We start from the raw sequence: 18207 nt of genomic DNA, 5'->3' as shown, positions 1-18207 counted from the left end.
TAAATCATCAGCTATACAGAAGACGAGACATAAAATATGTTTACAGGGATCATAGAAGCCGTAGGGCGTTTAAAATCTATAAATAGCTCAGGTGACGGCGCACGCATCTCCATAGATACAGCAGCATTAGACTTATCAGATGTTAAATTAGGCGATTCAATTGCCACCAATGGTATTTGCTTAACGGTTGTTGCTGTGGATAACACCAGCTTTAGCGCCGATGTGTCTAGCGAGACTTTAACGCGTACTGGTTTAGCACATTATCAAATGGGTGATAGCGTTAATCTTGAAAAAGCAATGTTACCCACCACGCGATTTGGTGGCCACATGGTCTCGGGTCATGTTGATGCGGTGAGTGAAATTAGCGCCATAGAACATAAAGGCAATAGCATAGATTATTGGATAACTATGCCTGCAGAACTATCTGCCTATATTGCAGAAAAGGGCTCAGTGACAATTGATGGTACAAGCTTGACGGTAAATAGTTTAAGCGACGAACAATTTCGTTTAACGATTGTCCCGCATACCACAGGTCAAACAATTATCAGTAAATACAAAGTGGGCACTAAAGTTAATCTAGAAGTAGATTTAATTGCCCGCTACATAGAAAGATTACTTACCAAGCAAACTTCCGACAAGCAAGAACCGTCTGGTGTTACGCATGCGCTATTAGCGCGCAATGGTTTTATTAAATAAAGAGGTTGTCATGAATTTACACACGCCACAAGAGATTATCGACGATATAGCTCAAGGTAAAATGGTCATCTTAATGGATGATGAAGATCGAGAGAATGAAGGCGACTTCATTATGGCGGCAGAAAAAGTTACGCCTGAGGCGATTAACTTTATGGCAACACATGGTCGTGGCCTTATTTGTATGCCTATGTCGGCTGAACGTTGTGAGCTTTTAAAATTACCGTTAATGGTTGATAAAAACGACGCGCAATTTACCACTAATTTCACTGTTTCTATTGAAGCGGCTGAAGGGGTAACAACAGGTATTTCTGCAGCTGATCGTGCCACTACTGTTTTAGCAGCCGTTGGTAAAAATGCTGACCACAATTCGATTGTACAACCGGGTCATATTTTCCCATTAATTGCTAAAGATGGTGGTGTATTGAATCGTGCTGGCCATACTGAAGCCGGTGTTGATTTAGCACGACTAGCAGGCCTTGAAGCAGCGGCTGTTATTGTTGAAATTTTAAATGAAGACGGCACTATGGCGCGTCGTCCAGACCTAGAAATTATCGCTGAAAAACATGGCATAAAAATGGGGACGATTGCAGATTTAATTGAATATCGCAATGCTAACGAAACCACCATTGAACGTATATCGCAGTGTAAATTACCCACCGCATTTGGTGATTTTGATTTAACCGTATTTAAAGACACTATTGATGGCCAAGCACACTTTGCCCTGACCAAAGGTGAAATAAAGCCTGAAGAGCCAACGTTAGTACGTGTGCATTTAGAAAATACCTTCAGAGACTTATTATTTAGCCAGCGTGAAAGTGTAGCTAAATGGCCAATGGCTGATGCTTTGGAAAAAATTGGTAAAGAAGGTGGTGTATTAGTCTTATTAGGCAAGCACGAGTCACCATTAGAATTGATTGCTCAAGTTCAAAAATACGCTAAGCTTGACGCCGGTGAAGCTGTTAAAGAAGTTAAACGTCATGTTGGTTCACGCAACGTCGGTGTTGGCTCACAAATTTTAGCTAATTTAGGCGTCAGTAAAATGCGGCTATTAAGTTCACAAACAAAATATCATTCACTTTCAGGCTTTGGCTTAGAAGTAGTGGAATATATTGCTGAGTAACAATATCTTTTAGGCTAAAATCGCCAGGCGTTGATTTTTATGTGATTGTGGTTTAGCTATTTCTAAAAAAAAGCGATTTGAATGCCTTCAAATCGCTTTTTTATTATTACAGGAATTTATTAGGGCTTTAGGTTAGGCGATAAATTGCTTTATTTTCTCAATAATCCCCTGGCTATCTAGGCCAAGTTCTTGATGAATTTCAACTTGTGTACCGTGTTTAATAAAGCTATCTGGTAAGCCAATATTGAGGATTTTTTTCGCGATACCTTGGCTTAAAATAAATTCATTAACACCAGAGCCAGCGCCACCGGCAATAGCATTATCTTCAACCGTTACAATACAGTCGTGACTGGCACATAAGTCTTGGATAATTAATTGATCTAATGGCTTAACAAAACGCATATCGATTAACGTGGCATTGAGTGATTCAGCGGCGATATTCGCTTGTGCTAATGTGGTACCAAAGTTCAGTATTGCCACTTTAACTTCAGCATTGCTGTTATTTTCGATTTCACGAATAACCTTGGCTTTACCAAGGTCAATGGTTTCATTGATTCCTGGTAGCTCAGCACCATTGCCGCAGCCGCGTGGGTAGCGCACGGCTGCAGGTGTATTTAATTGATAACCAGTGTTGAGCATTAGCTGACATTCGCGTTCGTCAGATGGTGTCATTATGGTTATGTTAGGAATGCAACGCATAAAACTTAAATCAAATGCGCCTTGATGAGTTGCCCCATCTGCACCGACAATGCCTGCTCTATCTATAGCAAATAATACTGGTAAGTTCTGAATCGCAACGTCATGAATAAATTGATCATATCCGCGCTGTAAAAAGCTCGAGTAAATAGCCACAACGGGTTTTTGTCCGCCAATAGCTAAACCTGCAGCAAAGGTCACCGCATGTTGCTCAGCAATAGCAACATCATAATATTGCTTGGGGAATCGTTGGCTAAACTCCACCATACCTGAACCTTCACGCATAGCAGGTGTAATAGCGGCAAGCTGACTATCTTGTTCTGCAACTTTACATAGCCAATCGCCAAATATTGCCGAATAGGTTGGTAAACTTGGCGCACTTTTAGGTAGGCTGGTTTCTGTGTGATCAAACTTAGGTACCGCGTGGTACTTTATCGGATCTTGTTCAGCCTGTTGGTAGCCTTTACCTTTTTTAGTGGCAATATGCAGTAACTGCGGCCCTTTAAGGTTACGCATATTGGTAATGGTATCGACTAAGCCATTTACGTCATGGCCATCAATTGGGCCAATATAGTTAAAACCAAGTTCTTCAAAGAAAGTGCTTGGCACAACCATGCCTTTTAAGTGCTCTTCTGCTCTACTGGCTAATTCTTTTATCGGTGGAATGTTCTTAAGTATGCGCTTACTACCCTCACGTATGCCGGTATATATACTGCCAGAAAGTAATTTAGCTAAATGATTGTTTAAAGCGCCAACATTTTCTGAAATCGACATCTCATTATCATTTAAGATAACTAACATATCTTTATTGATGTCACCAGCATGATTTAAGGCTTCAAATGCCATACCAGCCGTCATAGCGCCATCACCAATAACAGCCACAACTTTACGACTTCTCGCTTCCTGCTCTGCTGCAACTGCCAGGCCTAAAGCCGCGGAAATTGAGGTACTTGAGTGACCCACACTGAGCACATCATATTCGCTTTCTTCGCGCCAAGGAAATGGATGTAAACCGTCTTTTTGGCGTATAGTATGTAATTGTTCACGTCGACCCGTGAGTATTTTATGAGGGTATGCTTGGTGTCCAACATCCCACAGCAAGTGGTCAAATGGTGTGTTATAAACGTAATGTAAGGCGACAGTCAATTCTATTGTGCCTAAACCCGAGGCAAAATGGCCACTACTTTTACTGACTGAATTTAGCAGATAACGTCTTAACTCTTCGCTGGTTTTTGTTAATTGCTTTTGATCTAATTTTCGCAAATCATCAGGAGAATTTATGTTGGCCAGTAAAGGGTATTCAGCTAGGTTTATAGTCATATTATTCTATTAAATTTAAAAATTAATTTTTGCGACTGACAATGAAAGTCGCAAAGTCGGACAAGCTTTGTGTATTGTAGGGCAAAGTGGCTAAAGCTTGAAGCGCTTGTTGATATAAGTTTTCTGCTTTGTCTTGTGCGCCTTGTAAACCTAGCAATGCTGGGTAGGTACTTTTATTGGCGGCAAGATCAGAACCTGCGGGTTTACCAAGCTCTTCTTCTGTTGATGTTATATCGATAATATCATCACGTACTTGATAAGCTAAGCCAATAAGTTTGGCATAAAGTGCTAATTGTTCTTTATCATCTGCTGTTGCGTTATCACTACATTCTGCGGCCATCTTCACTGAAGCTTCGAGTAAAGCACCGGTTTTTAAGGAATGTAAGTTTTCTAATTGTGCTAGTGAAATCGCTTTATTGGTTGCGGCTAAATCTAGTGCTTGGCCACCACACATACCTTGATAACCAGCCGCATTAACTAGATAGCGTAATAAATTAATGCGTTTGCTGTCGACTGCTGCAGAAAAATCATGATTGGCGATAATATCAAAAGCTAAGGTTTGCAGGCTATCGCCAGCGAGAATAGCGGTTGCTTCATCAAAGGCTTTATGACAGGTTAATTGGCCGCGGCGTAAGTCGTCGTCGTCCATTGCTGGTAAGTCGTCATGTAAAAGTGAGTAGGCATGAATACATTCTATTGCGGCGGCTACACCGTCTATATCACTTTGCTGTGCATCTAATGTTGCGCCTGTAATATACGCTAAATATGGCCGCATACGCTTGCCACCAATGAGTAAGCCATAGCGCATGGCGTCTAATAATTTTTCATCATTAAGTGATAAGCTTTCGAGCTTTTTTGTCAGATAATCATTAATGCGCGTTTGCACATCATCAATATGTGCAAGTTTAGTCACTGATGTTTGTCTCGTCTGTATTAAATTTTTCTAATTTGGCTTGACCATTTTTTTCCAACAAAATATTAATTTGCTGTTCAGCACCTTTAAGCTTTTCTTGATTGTGTTGGCTCAAGTGAAGGCCGCGTTCAAATAAGGTCATTGAGTCTTCAAGATTAAGATCGCCTTGTTCTAAATTTTGTACAATTGTTTCTAATTCAACTAATGATTCTTCAAAGCTTAAATTTTCAATTTTTTTTCTGGCCATGGACTTTTTTAGCGTGATATGAACTCTAGGCGCAAACTTACCTTAGCTGGAGCGCTGGGTCAATTAATGATGAAATGATGTTGATATAGATGATATTAATATTATCTTCTTAAGTTATTGACAATATGGGCGATAATAGAGCTATAACTAAAAATATAAGTATTCGCGTAAGACCTATTCATCAGGTATTATCAGCGTAGTAATACCAATTGGTATAAGTATAGCTAAGAAAAATTATCGGAGGCATTTGTGGATTTAGCAACGTTAATAGGCATAGTCGGTGCAATAGGGTTACTCGTTATGGCGATGTTACTCGCCGGTGACATTGGCATGTTTATAGATGCTCAATCAGTGATCATTGTTTTTGGTGGCTCAATTTTTGTTGTCTTAGCCAATTATAATTTAAGACAGTTTTTTGGTATGGGGAAAATTATTGGTAAATCCTTCATGTTTAAATTGGAAAAACCTGAAGAGTTAATTGAAAAATCAGTAGAAATGGCTGATGCCGCACGTAAAGGCGGTTTTTTGGCATTAGAGGAAGCTGAAATTTCTAATGCTTTTATGCAAAAAGGTGTTGATATGTTGGTCGACGGTCATGATGCCGACGTGGTGCGAGCAACCATGCAAAAAGATATCGATCTCACGACAGAGCGTCATGAAACCGGCTCTAATATGATGATGGCACTAGCCGATGTTGCCCCCGCGATGGGTATGATAGGCACCTTGATAGGTTTGGTTGCTATGTTATCTAATATGGATGACCCCAAAGCGATTGGTCCAGCGATGGCAGTGGCACTGCTAACAACCTTATACGGTGCATTTTTGGCGAACGTCATTGCTATACCTATTGCGTCTAAATTAAAGTTACGTTTGGCAGAAGAAAAAATGAATCAAGAGTTAGTACTTGATGCCGTTTTAGGTATTCAAGATGGTCAAAATCCGCGTGTTATTGAAGGCTTGCTGAAGAACTACCTTGCTGAAGGTAAGCGAGCTGTTGATACAACTGAAGAGTAGGGGAGTCAATTATGGCAGATAAATGTAAATGCCCACCCCCAGGATTACCACCATGGATGGGCACATTTGCCGATTTAATGGCGCTATTGATGTGTTTTTTCGTCTTACTTTTATCATTTTCCGAAATGGACGTATTAAAGTTTAAACAAATCGCTGGTTCAATGAAGTTTGCTTTTGGTGTGCAGAACAAAATAGAAGTTAAAGACATTCCTAAAGGCACCAGTATTATTGCTCAGGAATTTCGCCCAGGTAAGCCTGAGCCAACCCCCATCGAAGTTATTCAACAACAAACTATGGAAATGACCCAACAAATGTTGGAATTTCAAGCCGGTGACGAAACCTCAGCAGGTGGTCGCCAAGAACAACGTGGCGCTGAACGTGGAGGCCAATCACAAAGCACTGCAGATGCAATGTCGACAGAGGCAATACAGCAAGCAAAAGATGAACTAGAGCAAGCATCACAAGAACAAGTGAACGAGCTGGTGAAAAAAATAGCGGATCAATTAGAGCAACAAATTCAAGACGGTGCGATTGAGTTAGAATCACTCGGACAGCAGGTTATCATTCGTATTCGTGAAAATGGCTCATTTCCCTCTGGTTCAGCATTTTTACAACCGCAATTTAAACCCATTATGCGAGAAATTGGTTTGTTATTAAATACAGTGCCGGGTGAAATTATGATCTCTGGAAATACCGATAATCAAGGTATAAGTTCTGAGTTATTTACTTCTAACTGGGACTTATCAAGTAAACGCGCGGTGGCTATTGCTCATGAAATTATTAAAGTGCCAGGTTTTGACCAATCTCGCTTAATGGTTGTTGGCCATGCAGACACACGTCCTTTAGTACCTAATAATAATCGCTTAAACCGTCGAAGAAATCGCCGTGTTGAAATTGCGATTAACCAAGGTAAAGCGAAAGAGACAGATCCTATTTCTATTAGGTAACGATAAATATCGCCTTTATACAAAAGCAAGCTTAAGTAAGGAGTACAAATGATGTACTCCTTTTTTTATGGCTGTGCTTAATATATAATGCGCGCCATTCTAAGTGTGGGTGTTATTGTTAATGAAATTTATTGTTAAGTTACAGGCTGAAATTACGATTAAAAGCCGACCGGTGCGTAAGCGTTTTACTAAGATTTTAGAATCGAGTGTGAAAAATGTTTTACGTCGTGTTGATGACCAAGTTACCACACGAATGAACTGGGACAATATTGAAGTTAATACGACCAATAACACGCCAGAAAACCGTTTGAAATTGATTGAAACTTTACAATCAACGCCAGGCATTCCGATGTTTCTCGAAGTACAACAAACCAGCTTTACTGATCTTCATGATATTTATGAAAAAACGTTAGCGGTTCATGCCAAAAGTATTGAAAACAAAACATTTTCTGTTCGAGTAAAGCGTACAGGTAAGCACGACTTTAATTCTATGGAAGTTGAAAGGTATGTCGGTGGTGGATTAAATCAACAGGTTGAATCTGCTAGCGTTAAATTATCAAAACCCGATGTTACTGTATATTTAGAAATTAAAAATGAAAATTTATTTATTGTAACAGAGCGCCACAAGGGCATGGGCGGCTTCCCGATTGCCACGCAAGAAGATGTGTTATCACTGATGTCAGGTGGTTTTGACTCAGGTGTTGCTAGCTATCAAATGATCAAGAAAGGTGCTCGTACGCATTATTGTTTCTTTAATTTAGGTGGTGCTGCTCACGAAGTGGGTGTTAAGCAAGTTAGTTACTATTTATGGAATAAATTTGGTGCATCACATCGAGTGAAGTTTTTCGCGGTAGATTTCGAGCCGGTAGTCGCCGAAATTTTGGAAAATATTGACAACGGCCTAATGGGCGTTGTGCTTAAACGTATGATGATGCGAGCTGCAGAAAAAATAGCCGCAAAAATGGATATTCAAGCTTTAGTTACCGGCGAAGCAATAGGACAAGTATCTAGTCAAACGTTAACTAACTTAAATGTTATTGACCGTGTAACAGAAACTTTGATTCTAAGACCATTAGTCGCCTACGATAAACAAGATATTATTGATATAGCGCGCCAAATTGGTACTGAAGATTTTGCCAAAACCATCCCAGAATATTGTGGTGTTATTTCTAAAAAACCAACGGTAAAAGCGGTATTGGCGAAAGTTGAAGCGGAAGAGGCCAATTTTGACTTCTCAATTCTTGATAAAGTTATTGCCGAAACTCGCATATTTGATATTCGAGATATTGGCAAAGAAAGTGAAGCAGAAATTCATGCTGTTGACACCTTAGATAACATTCCGGCTAATTCGGTAGTACTCGATATTCGTAGCCCTGAAGAAGAAGATGACAACCCTTTAGAGTTAGACGGCGTAGAGATTATGCACTTACCTTTCTACAAGTTGACCACTCAATTTGGCGATTTAGATAAGTCGAAAGATTACTTACTTTATTGTGACCAAGGTGTAATGAGTAAATTACAGGCGCTATATTTATTAGGCGCAGGCTTTACCAATGTGAAAGTGTATCGCCCATAAATAATACCTTCGTCTATAAAGTAATAGCATAAAGGTTATGTAACATTAAAAAATCAGTTGTCATTTCAATTTTTATTATACATCTAACGCTTTAACTTGCTGTATTAACTTTTCATTGTTGGTCACATCAATGCCTGCTTTTCTAGCCAAGCTGACTATGTAGCCATTGATATATTTAATCTCAGTTTTACGTTGCTGGAGAATATCGCTACGCATAGAAGAGCAATTTTTGGCGGTACTTTGCGCGACCTGTAATATTGTTTCTTTTAGCTCGTTAAACTCAAAATTAATATTTTCATGAGCAGCTACTGCAATAATTTCTCTAATTAATTCAGTAATTACCGGGATGAATCTTTTATCAAGCAGCTGACCATTATCAATATTTTCAACAGCAGTTATCGGGTTGATAACACAATTTATGGCTAATTTAAGCCATTGCTTTTCTTTAATGCTATTTGTAAACGCCAATGTTGGTAATGCTTGCGCAAGTGTAGCGGTAATGTTCTCTCGAATTAATGGTGACATATCGCCATTAATCAGCCCCAAATCATGATGACCTAAACCCGTATGCTGGGCATGAAAAGGTTTATTTATTTTACAACCATGGGTGGTTAATAACGCTAAACAAGCTTGACTAAGTGTCGATAAATCATGATATGCGCCCATGCCGTTGTGACAAAAAATAATTATTGTCTGAGTTGATATTTTATTTTTTATAGCATTAATAGCCGCTTTTACGTGATAAGACTTCACGCAAACCAATATTAATTCTGCCTCAGCAAACGTGGCATCATTAGCAATAGTTATTGGAAACTGATCACTTTGGTTTTTAATGTCGGTAAACTTGTATTTGTTGGGGATAGATATTGTTCTTGAAGAGCAAGATATGCTGACTAAATTGGTCGGTGATTTAGCCAAGTGATGATACCAAAGCAGGCCAATAGCGCCCTGACCAACAATAACAATATTCATTATGCTGACTTATTGCCTGAACGATTTCGGTACATCAATATCGACCATCTAATTATACCAAATAATGCAATACCGATTAAATCAGAAATAAAATCACTCACTTGTGCACTGCGAAAACCTAAATAATATTGACCTAACTCAGTGAGTACACCATAAAAAGCGACGGTTAACATGGTATTAAATAGCGGCAGTTTTAATATACTGTGCAGCACCCAAGTTAAGCAGAAAAAACTGATAATATGGCCAATAGAGTCGATTTCTGTACTGCGAAAAACTAAGCGCCTAAAGTCGACAGAGCTAAAGTATAGACAAAAAAATAGTATGACAAAAATGCCAAGAATGGATAAATGATAGCGACTTTTCATTGAGGTGTTGGTAATCGTACTTTACAAAATTAGATGATATTTATCATATCAGGGCTAAGCAACGAAAACTATCACTGTTCTATGGTGTTAAACGCATTACTTCAAAGCAAAGCGAGTTATTTGTTATTATCGCCATTGGTATTAATTTCATATATTGATAATATATGACTAATTATTGTTAGATAGAGAATCGTCATGCCTTCAATGGATATTGTTTCCGAAATAAATTTGGAAGAAGTAAAAAATGCTACAGAAAATGCTAATCGTGAATTAGCCACTCGTTACGACTTTCGCGACGCTGCAGCAAGCTTTGAATGGAAAAGCCCTGCAGTGACTATGAAAGGTGATTCAGATCATCAATTAAAACAAATGTCAGACCTACTGCGCGGACAATTAGTCAAAAGAAAGGTTGATGCTAAAGCGTTAACGTTAGGAAGCATTGAAAGTTCGGGACGAAACTATAGCCAAGTAGCCACTTTCAAAGAAGGAATAGAGCAACCTGTTGCTAAAAAAGTTGTTAAGCTGATCAAAGACAGTAAGTTAAAAGTGCAAGCTTCAATCCAAGGTGAACAAGTGCGTGTTACGGGTAAAAAACGTGACGATTTGCAAGCTGTGATGCAGTTACTCAGAGAAACAGAATTAGAACAGTCGTTTCAGTTTAATAACTTTAAAGATTAAACATTAAAGGTTGAAGGTTAAAGTATAGGTATTTACTAAAACTGACCGCTGCATATATACGTTTTTTAAAAGAGGCATTGGCCTCTTTTTTACTTTTAATGTCTCTGATAATCATAGATAAAAGTAAATTCACTTTCGACTGTAATTTAACCAGTACTTAAATCTTTACGGTGCAAATATGAATTAAAACACCTTTCATGGCGTTTTTTCATAAGAAACGCTGTTTTTTTCCTGATACTTTAAGTAAATTAGCTTATTCAAATAATAATAATGATGGTTTTAAATGGCTGCTTCTAGAGGTGCGTTCAGTTCTCGTTTTGGTTTTATCATGGCTGCTGCGGGTTCTGCCGTAGGGTTAGGTAATATATGGGGTTTTCCAACACAAACCGCAAGTAATGGTGGCGCGGCATTTGTGCTGGTTTACTTAGTGCTTGCCTTTTGTTTAGCATATCCCGCTTTTATGGCGGAGTTACTGATAGGGCGTTACGGACAAGCCAATGCAGTGACGTCACTACAGAAAATATCTCGAAATATTTTTCACAAACGCTTTGCTTTTGTTGTCGGCTTTGGCGGCATTATTTGTGCAGCACTAATTTTAAGCTTTTATGGCATTTTAGCGGGTTGGATGATGTCATATGCTATTGAGCCTGTTACGTCTTTATTAGGCTTTAATGAAGCTTCAAGCTGGCTTACATCACAATCTACAGAGCGTAATTTAATTTTTACCGCTTTATTTATGATGCTCACTATCGCGATAATTCGCCGTGGTGTTGAACAGGGCATTGAAAAGTGGTCTAAGCGCTTAATGCCTATGCTAATAGGTTTGCTGATTTTATTGATCATCTATGTCTTTACTTTGGATGGTTCAAAAGAAGGCTTTGCCGCTTATTTAAATCCTGATATTTCTCGTGTATTTGAACCTGATTTATTAATCAGCGCTTTAGGGCAAGCATTCTTTTCGTTGTCATTAGGTACCAGTGTAATGGTGATTTACGGCTCTTATATTTCTAAGAAAGAAAATTTAGTGACCTTAGGCGCACAAGTTACCTTGATTGACGTTTCAATTGCATTCTTAGCTGGATTATTAATTATTCCATCTATGTATGTAGCTCAAGCACAAGGCGTCGCTATTTTCGATGCTGATGGTGGTCTCATTTCTGGTCCTAATTTAGTTTTTGATGTGCTACCCACGTTATTTAACGGCATGGGGTCTATTGGCTTATTTGTTGGCTTTGGCTTTTTTGTTTTAATGTCTATTGCAGCGTTAACATCAAGTATTTCAATGCTAGAAGGGCCAGTTTCATATGTCGTAGAGCGCCACAATATTGAACGGAAAAAAGCGACCACTTTTATTGGCCTAGGTATTTTTATTTTAAGCGCTTTAATTGTGTTTAATTTTGATGTGCTTTTTGGTTTAGTTATTTCAATTTCTACGGTTTATGGTCAACCGCTTATTGCGATGTTGTGTTGTGTATTCGTTGGTTGGATTTGGTTCCGTAACGACATTTTGACTGAACTTAAGCAAGGTAATGATATGGTTGAACATTCGTTATTTTGGAAAATTTGGCCTTGGTACACTAAATTTGTTTGCCCAACAGCAATCGGTATTGTTTTCTGGCATTCACTGTAAGTTTTTACCATGAAGTTTAGAATAGTTTAGGAAAGTTTGGTCAGCAAAAAGGGAGCTAATTTGCTCCCTTTTTGTTTTTTAGTCGCCACTTATTGATGTTTAAAGTACTTTATAGTTTAGGCCACTGTTGCTGCCAAGGTGGTGTGAGTTGTTCTATAATCTCAAGCGTTGACGTATTATGAAAAACAGTACCTGTGCTTGGCGGTAAGCAATACTGATATTGCCTATCATTCAAGTTAAAGCTTAAAGCAAAGGCATGTAAGTAGCCCCTATCTGTGTTCATACAAGTGTTGTAAAGCGGATCACCCAGTATAGGTACACCTATACTATTAAGTGCTACTCTTATTTGATGAGTTTTACCTGAATGAGGTTTGATTAAATAGAGTCGTTGTTTCGGGGCGATGCTGTAAGATAAAAATTGACTGACCGCTGGATTATCCATGGTGCGTAGTAACTTCCACATACCTCTTCGACTTTTTTCCATATCACCTTTGATTAAGCCTTGTTTTCTTTTCGGCTTACCTTCGGCGATAGCTAGATAATATTTTTCAACCTGATGTTGTTCGAACAGTTGTTGAAATGCTCTAACGGTAGCACTATTTTTAGCAACAATAATTAACCCAGAAGTCATTTTATCTAAACGATGAACAGGATATAGCTCGGTTAATGAAAATTGTGCTTTTAGTTGGGTTTTTATTTGAGAAAATAAGCCACTACCGAGATTATCTTCATCATGAAAGCCTATGTCTTGAGGTTTATCAATGACCAAAAAGTCAGCTTGATGATCGACAATGGTTAAGCTTTGCTCTGTCATTAAAAACTAAGCCCGATAAAGATGTAAATGATCAACGTTAGTATCCCTCCGACTAAGGTATAAGGTAATTGTGTTTTAACGTGTTCAAAGTGATCACAGCCACTGGCAATAGAGGCAACCACTGTGGTGTCTGAAATAGGTGAAGCATGGTCACCAAAAATACCACCACCCAGTACTGCAGCCACTAAAAACTCAATAGGCAAGCCACTTTGTTGTGCGATAGGCACCGCAATGGGAATGAGTATCGCAAAGGTGCCCCATGAAGTTCCTGTCGCAAATGCCATAATAGCAGCCGCAATAAATAAGATTGGCGCCATTAAAAACAAGGGTACTTCAACGTTAATTAACTGGCTGACATAAACGCCAGTACCCAGGGCTTTAATGGCGTCGCCAAAGGCAAACGATAACACTAAAATTGCCACGGCAGGCGACATGTATTTAATACCGGTAATGATGGTTTTAAAGATAGTAGAAAAAGACATGAGCTTGTGACTCATTATTAACAGTACCAAGAATACTAAAGCTGTAACCACCGACCAAAATACAGAAAAAGCGCCTGAGCCTCTTCGTATATCGCCGTTACCTGTATACCAAAGTAGCACAAAAGTGCCAATTAACAGCGTAAGCATAGGTAGCCACATAATATGTGCTGGAGCAACATGGTCTACCGTGTTTTTTTGCTTTTCTTGTACAACGGATTCAGCATGCTTTAATGGCCCGAAAACTCTGCCACTAAAAGCGGTGTAATAAGCCAGAGCAACAGCAATAATAGCGTAAAAATTATAGCCGATGGTGCCGATTAAAATACCCACTGGGTCATCAAATGAATAACCATCTAGCAAGCCAAGAACATAAGCTCCCCAACCATTAACTAAAAATAGAATACTGATAGGTGCACAGGTTGAATCAACCAAATAAGCCAGTCTAGCTCGGCTAAGCCCATGATGATCAAATAATTTTTGACTTGCCATGCCGGCAGTGAACATACTCAAATTAGTATCGGTGAAAATGGTGGTTCCGATCACCGTTGGTAAAATACTGGCTTGTCGGCTATTTTTCACTAAATTTAATGAAGCAAGGTGGTTAATAAAACCGTTTACTGCACCTGACTGATTCATTAGCGTCACTAATGCACCAATTAATAAGCTGAAACTAACAATGTAAACGTTACCTAAAGAGGAAAATACTCCAGCAATGCCAAATGTTGTGCCAGTTATACCGTCTATGGGGTTGCCATTTGCTATCATTAAATAACAAAGTATTACGCCACACAAAAGTGCGAAAAGTGCATTTTTTCGCCAGATGGCAATGACAATAGCAACAAGCGGGGGAAGTAAGCTAAAAACACTGTCTTGCATAGTAAACCTTTATTATTTTATGTCAGGGGCTTTTGAACTTTTGGCAATAACGTAAAAGATCAAAAGCCCCTAACTTTACCGTAAGCTCATGAAATAAGAAACTCTATGCTTGCAGACATTAAGTTAAAAATTATAAAGAAAAAGAAATATACTTTGCTTGAATCGGGTCAATACTTGGGTCGATAAGGATAAATGCCGCAACATAGCATATATTTTATCAGTTAAAGGTGGTGAGTTTAAAGTGAGTTATCTAAAATTAACACCTCGCTTACTACCTTTTTTATTCGTTCTAGCTCATATTTAGATAATAATAAATCACTGTAGCTATTGAAAATTGACATTTCACCCTTAAATAACAGTTACTAGCTGGCGTAACGCATCAGGAATAATTTTGACATTATCATTAAACGAATATATCAAGGCTTTTGCTCAAGAAAAGCATCAAACTTCTTTGAGCCAATTGGGTCGAGGTATAGAACGTGAAGCACTTCGAGTGTTGCCACAAGGACGTTTGTCTGAACGCGCGCACAGTGAACGATTAGGTTCAGCGTTAACACATCCCAATATTACCACTGATTACTCAGAAACCCTGATGGAATTTATCACCCCTGTTAGTCATAAACCTGAAACGGTTATTGCCCAACTTGAAGATGTGCAAAAATTTACTTTAAGCCAACTTGATGGTGAGCTTTTATGGCCAATGAGTATGCCGTGCTTTGTTGATGACGACGATAAAATACCTTTAGCGCAATTCGGAAAATCTAACATAGGTAGAATGAAAACAGTTTATCGCCAAGGTTTAAAAAATCGTTATGGCAGCATGATGCAGGTTATTTCAGGTATACATTTTAATTTTTCATTTCCGAAAAGCTTTTTTCAATCAATGCAAGAAGTTGAGCACAATACTGATGGGCTTGACGATTATATTTCTGATAAGTACTTTGCGCTATTAAGAAATTACAAACGCTTTTGCTGGCTGATCCCTTATCTATATGGGAGTTCACCGGCTATTTGTGGTTCATTTCTAAAAAATAAACCCACAGATCTGCCGTTTAAAAAAACGGATAAAGGTTACATGTACCTTGATCATGCTACTTCTTTGAGGATGAGCGATTTAGGTTATACCAATAGCGAACAGTCGTCGTTGCAAATTTGCTATAACAATTTATCGGGTTATTTAGATGGGGTGAAAAATGCCATCAATTTACCTTCGAAAAAATTTGAAAAAATTGGCATCAAAGTCGATGGTAAATATCAGCAACTTAACAGTAATGTATTACAAATAGAAAATGAATTATACGCACCAGTTCGTCCAAAATGTGTGGCTAAGGCCGGTGAAAAGCCGTCAGAAGCGTTAAGAAATAGAGGTGTTGAATATATTGAAGTTAGGGCGCTCGATGTTAACCCTTTTTCAGCAACAGGTGTTACGGTTGAACAAGTTAGATTTTTAGATGTGTTTCTTACTTTTTGTATGCTTGAACCCAGCCCAATACTTAACTGCGAAGCACAAGCAACCAGTGAAGAAAATATGGATGCAGTGGTAGTAAGAGGTCGTGATCCGACATTATTGTTACGTGACATTACTGGCGACAATGCAGAAAATAGCGCAGCAGAAAAATCTGTTAAACAATGGGGCAATGAAATCTTTGCTAAAATGTCTGATATTGCAACCTTGTTAGATCAAGCAAACGATAGCCAGTTATACAGTCAGGTACTTAAGGCGGAAGCAGCTAAAATTAGCGATGCGAGTTTAACACCTTCAGCACAAATTTTAGCGGCCGTGGTAAATGAAAATCATTCCTTAACAAAACTGGCGCTAAGTAAGGCCGTCGAGTATCGTCAACAGCTTTTGGCCAATGACTATCAAGAGTTCAGCGAAGAATACTTCACCAAATCAGTAGCAGACTCATTACAAAAACAGTCAGCGATTGAGCAGGGCGATAAAGTGGATTTTGATACTTTTTTGCAAGACTATTTTTCTTGAGAATAATGTAGTTTTTAATATCAGCGCGTCACGTTTAACCATACTCTTGTATCGACGCTCTGGTAACCTTTCCATAAATAGCAGGCAAAAAAAAGCGCGTTAGGGTAACGCGCTGCAAATAACAAGAAAGCAGTCCAGGGAGTGGTAGCTTTCAAAGATTTTGACCCGTACACTTTTGATTAGTTCATTTTTTATGCAATTAATTTATCCTTTCTTCCTTAATGAAAACTCATCAGCTTTTTATCTAAATTACTTCATTGTTTTATCGAGCATATTTCTTATCTGTTTAACTCTATTTCAAGTTTATAAGTGTAAGTCTATCGTTAAATCTAATAAATTTAGCGCAAAATAAAGCACATTTATTATTTAATAAATGTGAAATAAAATATAAAACACTATAAGGGAATAACGCACTTATTCACTATGAGTATTGAAAATAAAAACAGTTCCTGAACCTATATAAACTTTATATAGTAAAGTTTATATATTTGAAGTTCATGTTGTTACAGTCTTTTTCTCCTATCTATCAAAATTAAGTGTTTTTAAAGCTCTTTGGCTAAAAGTGTCATATATCACGACTTTAAATCTGAAAAGTGATAAATATTCTGGCATGATATTAACCATTCAACACTAAGTAATGGCATTCATGACTTTTTTTAAAACACTTATTATTTCTGCGTTGGCTTGCTTTACGTTATCGAGTTGCGCCACGAGTCCTCCAAAAAATCCTGAAAATCTTTGTGAAATATTTCGCGAGCACAGAGATTGGTATTTTGCTGCCAAAGAAATGCGTGAGCGTTGGGGTGTACCCATTCATGTACCGATGAGTATGATGTATCAAGAAAGCTCATTTAAAGCCGGTGCATTGCCTCCTAGGGACTATGTTCTTGGCTTTATCCCTTGGGGTCGTGTAAGTAGCGCATATGGCTATTCACAGGCAAAAACTATGACGTGGGAGGACTACGTTAGAGAAACAGACAATTCCGGTGCTGATCGTGATGACTTTGAAGATGCTATCGATTTTATGGGGTGGTTTATTTTTAAAACTCAAAAAATTAATAAAGTGTCTAAATGGGATGCGTATAACCAGTATTTAAACTATCACGAAGGCTGGGGTGGCTTTAAGCGTAAAAGTTATAAGCAAAAAGCTTGGCTAAGTAAGGTTGCCCGTAAAGTTGATAACCGCGCTAAACGCTACAGCGGTCAGCTTAAAAGCTGTGAAGAAGAGCTTGATCACGGTTGGTTATGGCGCTTATTTTTTGGTGACTAACTAGTATACTATGGCAGAGGCTAACAAGTTTTTAGCCTCTAGCTAGTACCAACATTTTACTCTATTCAACCTCATGCCTCAAACTTACACTTAGCGTAGAAATGTCTTGTTCTGCAGATGTTTTATCATAGTCTTCTATTTCCATCTTCTGTACCCAGTTATTACTAACTATCATTTTTTAACACTAGAAAGTAGTGACCATGTTAGTTATTTTGTTTGAACTAGCACGCTAATACAAACTTTTCTGTTGTGGCTAAACATTCCGTTGTTGTTAGGATTAAATAAGGTATGAAAAGCCCATTGATAATTTATTTTAAACAAAAGCCTATTTAATAAATGAGTATCGTCTTCTCTAATTTTTTCTGCTGACTTTTTTGGAGGTAAATACTGCATACTTCTTGCCAAAGTTAATAAAATTAGCATTATTTTTTAGCAACTCAGTGTGAGTAAGGGCTAGAAAATAAGTTAGGTGTTTTTTAAAAAAAACTTGGTGTTTTTACGAAAAATTGATTGCAAAATTCAAAGCTTAATTCTTAGAGGGTTTGCATTTGTTATCCACAGAAATTGTGGAAACATGATCCTCAGATCTAAAGCTGTGTATAACTTT

The 18207-nt window shown here is 38.2% G+C and carries 16 protein-coding genes; 9 read left to right on the top strand and 7 right to left on the bottom strand.

From position 1 onward, the window contains the following. The first annotated feature begins 36 nt into the window (after positions 1-36). Both H4J38_RS02295 and ribBA read left to right on the top strand, forming a co-directional pair. Positions 37-696 carry a riboflavin synthase gene (locus H4J38_RS02295; protein WP_182129059.1) on the top strand — a complete coding sequence of 220 codons (660 nt, stop codon included), beginning with the start codon at positions 37-39 and terminating at the stop codon, positions 694-696. Between the two features lie 10 nt (positions 697-706). Continuing rightward, positions 707-1816 (top strand): bifunctional 3,4-dihydroxy-2-butanone-4-phosphate synthase/GTP cyclohydrolase II, encoded by a 1110-nt coding sequence (ribBA, locus tag H4J38_RS02290; protein ID WP_182129057.1) that lies wholly within the window; start codon positions 707-709, stop codon positions 1814-1816. Between the two features lie 132 nt (positions 1817-1948). On the opposite strand, the gene dxs is transcribed toward ribBA, so the two are convergent. From dxs to xseB, 3 genes are read right to left on the bottom strand one after another with little or no spacing between them, the layout of a single operon-like run. Next, positions 1949-3832: a 1-deoxy-D-xylulose-5-phosphate synthase gene (gene dxs, locus H4J38_RS02285; RefSeq protein WP_182129055.1), complete on the bottom strand. Its 1884-nt coding sequence runs from the start codon at positions 3830-3832 to the stop codon at positions 1949-1951. A 22-nt stretch (positions 3833-3854) separates the two neighbouring features. Continuing rightward, on the bottom strand, positions 3855-4745 hold the full coding sequence (ispA, locus tag H4J38_RS02280; RefSeq protein WP_182129053.1) for a (2E,6E)-farnesyl diphosphate synthase: 891 nt from the start codon (positions 4743-4745) through the stop codon (positions 3855-3857). Continuing rightward, a complete protein-coding gene (gene xseB, locus H4J38_RS02275) occupies positions 4738-4992 on the bottom strand; it encodes an exodeoxyribonuclease VII small subunit (protein ID WP_182129052.1) in 255 nt (84 codons plus the stop codon). The genes ispA and xseB overlap by 8 nt, the downstream gene beginning before the upstream one ends. Positions 4993-5241: 249 nt before the next feature. Between xseB and pomA the strand changes: the two genes are divergently transcribed. The 3 genes from pomA to thiI all read left to right on the top strand — a co-directional run bounded on the left by pomA (position 5242) and on the right by thiI (position 8529). Continuing rightward, on the top strand, positions 5242-6006 hold the full coding sequence (pomA, locus tag H4J38_RS02270; protein WP_182129050.1) for a flagellar motor protein PomA: 765 nt from the start codon (positions 5242-5244) through the stop codon (positions 6004-6006). A gap of 11 nt (positions 6007-6017) precedes the next feature. Beyond that, complete coding sequence (locus tag H4J38_RS02265; RefSeq protein WP_182129048.1) at positions 6018-6953, top strand: flagellar motor protein MotB; 936 nt, start codon at positions 6018-6020, stop codon at positions 6951-6953. 121 nt (positions 6954-7074) lie between these two features. Further along, complete coding sequence (gene thiI, locus H4J38_RS02260) at positions 7075-8529, top strand: tRNA uracil 4-sulfurtransferase ThiI (RefSeq protein ID WP_182129046.1); 1455 nt, start codon at positions 7075-7077, stop codon at positions 8527-8529. Between the two features lie 75 nt (positions 8530-8604). On the opposite strand, the gene H4J38_RS02255 is transcribed toward thiI, so the two are convergent. Then, positions 8605-9501 (bottom strand): ketopantoate reductase family protein, encoded by an 897-nt coding sequence (locus H4J38_RS02255; RefSeq protein WP_182129044.1) that lies wholly within the window; start codon positions 9499-9501, stop codon positions 8605-8607. Beyond that, a complete protein-coding gene (locus H4J38_RS02250; protein ID WP_182129042.1) occupies positions 9501-9866 on the bottom strand; it encodes a VanZ family protein in 366 nt (121 codons plus the stop codon). The genes H4J38_RS02255 and H4J38_RS02250 overlap by 1 nt, the downstream gene beginning before the upstream one ends. Positions 9867-10061: 195 nt before the next feature. On the opposite strand from H4J38_RS02250, the gene H4J38_RS02245 reads away from it, so the two are divergent. Together H4J38_RS02245 and H4J38_RS02240 are read left to right on the top strand one after the other, a co-directional pair. Continuing rightward, complete coding sequence (locus tag H4J38_RS02245; RefSeq protein WP_182129040.1) at positions 10062-10544, top strand: YajQ family cyclic di-GMP-binding protein; 483 nt, start codon at positions 10062-10064, stop codon at positions 10542-10544. A 283-nt stretch (positions 10545-10827) separates the two neighbouring features. Continuing rightward, entirely contained in the window at positions 10828-12174 is a 1347-nt protein-coding gene (locus tag H4J38_RS02240) for a sodium-dependent transporter (protein ID WP_182129038.1), read from the top strand. A gap of 109 nt (positions 12175-12283) precedes the next feature. Here H4J38_RS02240 and H4J38_RS02235 read toward each other — a convergent pair whose 3' ends face one another. Further along, the gene (locus H4J38_RS02235) at positions 12284-12988 is read right to left on the bottom strand and encodes a TIGR01621 family pseudouridine synthase (RefSeq protein WP_182129036.1); all 705 of its coding nucleotides are present in this window, start codon (positions 12986-12988) and stop codon (positions 12284-12286) included. Continuing rightward, complete coding sequence (locus tag H4J38_RS02230; RefSeq protein ID WP_182129034.1) at positions 12988-14346, bottom strand: Na+/H+ antiporter NhaC family protein; 1359 nt, start codon at positions 14344-14346, stop codon at positions 12988-12990. Before H4J38_RS02230 ends, H4J38_RS02235 begins: the two co-directional genes overlap by 1 nt. A gap of 391 nt (positions 14347-14737) precedes the next feature. On the opposite strand from H4J38_RS02230, the gene gshA reads away from it, so the two are divergent. Both gshA and H4J38_RS02220 read left to right on the top strand, forming a co-directional pair. Then, positions 14738-16330, top strand: a complete 1593-nt coding sequence (gshA, locus tag H4J38_RS02225; protein ID WP_182129032.1) for a glutamate--cysteine ligase — start codon at positions 14738-14740, stop codon at positions 16328-16330. Positions 16331-16967: 637 nt separating this feature from the next. Then, positions 16968-17600 (top strand): hypothetical protein, encoded by a 633-nt coding sequence (locus H4J38_RS02220; protein ID WP_404842580.1) that lies wholly within the window; start codon positions 16968-16970, stop codon positions 17598-17600. Positions 17601-18207: the final 607 nt, after the last annotated feature.

It is taken from the genome of Colwellia sp. BRX10-3 (genome assembly GCF_014077505.1).
In the GTDB taxonomy this organism is placed as follows: Bacteria; Pseudomonadota; Gammaproteobacteria; order Enterobacterales; family Alteromonadaceae; genus Cognaticolwellia.
This window is presented reverse-complemented; position numbering and strand designations above follow the sequence as displayed.

Coding starts and splice junctions, on each gene's coding strand:
- H4J38_RS02295 (WP_182129059.1), top strand. CDS start 37: ATGTTTACAGGGATCATAGAAGCCGTAGGGCGTTTAAAATCTATAAAT.
- ribBA (WP_182129057.1), top strand. CDS start 707: ATGAATTTACACACGCCACAAGAGATTATCGACGATATAGCTCAAGGT.
- dxs (WP_182129055.1), bottom strand. CDS start 3,832: ATGACTATAAACCTAGCTGAATACCCTTTACTGGCCAACATAAATTCT.
- xseB (WP_182129052.1), bottom strand. CDS start 4,992: ATGGCCAGAAAAAAAATTGAAAATTTAAGCTTTGAAGAATCATTAGTT.
- H4J38_RS02265 (WP_182129048.1), top strand. CDS start 6,018: ATGGCAGATAAATGTAAATGCCCACCCCCAGGATTACCACCATGGATG.
- thiI (WP_182129046.1), top strand. CDS start 7,075: ATGAAATTTATTGTTAAGTTACAGGCTGAAATTACGATTAAAAGCCGA.
- H4J38_RS02255 (WP_182129044.1), bottom strand. CDS start 9,501: ATGAATATTGTTATTGTTGGTCAGGGCGCTATTGGCCTGCTTTGGTAT.
- H4J38_RS02250 (WP_182129042.1), bottom strand. CDS start 9,866: ATGAAAAGTCGCTATCATTTATCCATTCTTGGCATTTTTGTCATACTA.
- H4J38_RS02245 (WP_182129040.1), top strand. CDS start 10,062: ATGCCTTCAATGGATATTGTTTCCGAAATAAATTTGGAAGAAGTAAAA.
- H4J38_RS02240 (WP_182129038.1), top strand. CDS start 10,828: ATGGCTGCTTCTAGAGGTGCGTTCAGTTCTCGTTTTGGTTTTATCATG.
- H4J38_RS02235 (WP_182129036.1), bottom strand. CDS start 12,988: ATGACAGAGCAAAGCTTAACCATTGTCGATCATCAAGCTGACTTTTTG.
- H4J38_RS02230 (WP_182129034.1), bottom strand. CDS start 14,346: ATGCAAGACAGTGTTTTTAGCTTACTTCCCCCGCTTGTTGCTATTGTC.
- H4J38_RS02220 (WP_404842580.1), top strand. CDS start 16,968: ATGGCATTCATGACTTTTTTTAAAACACTTATTATTTCTGCGTTGGCT.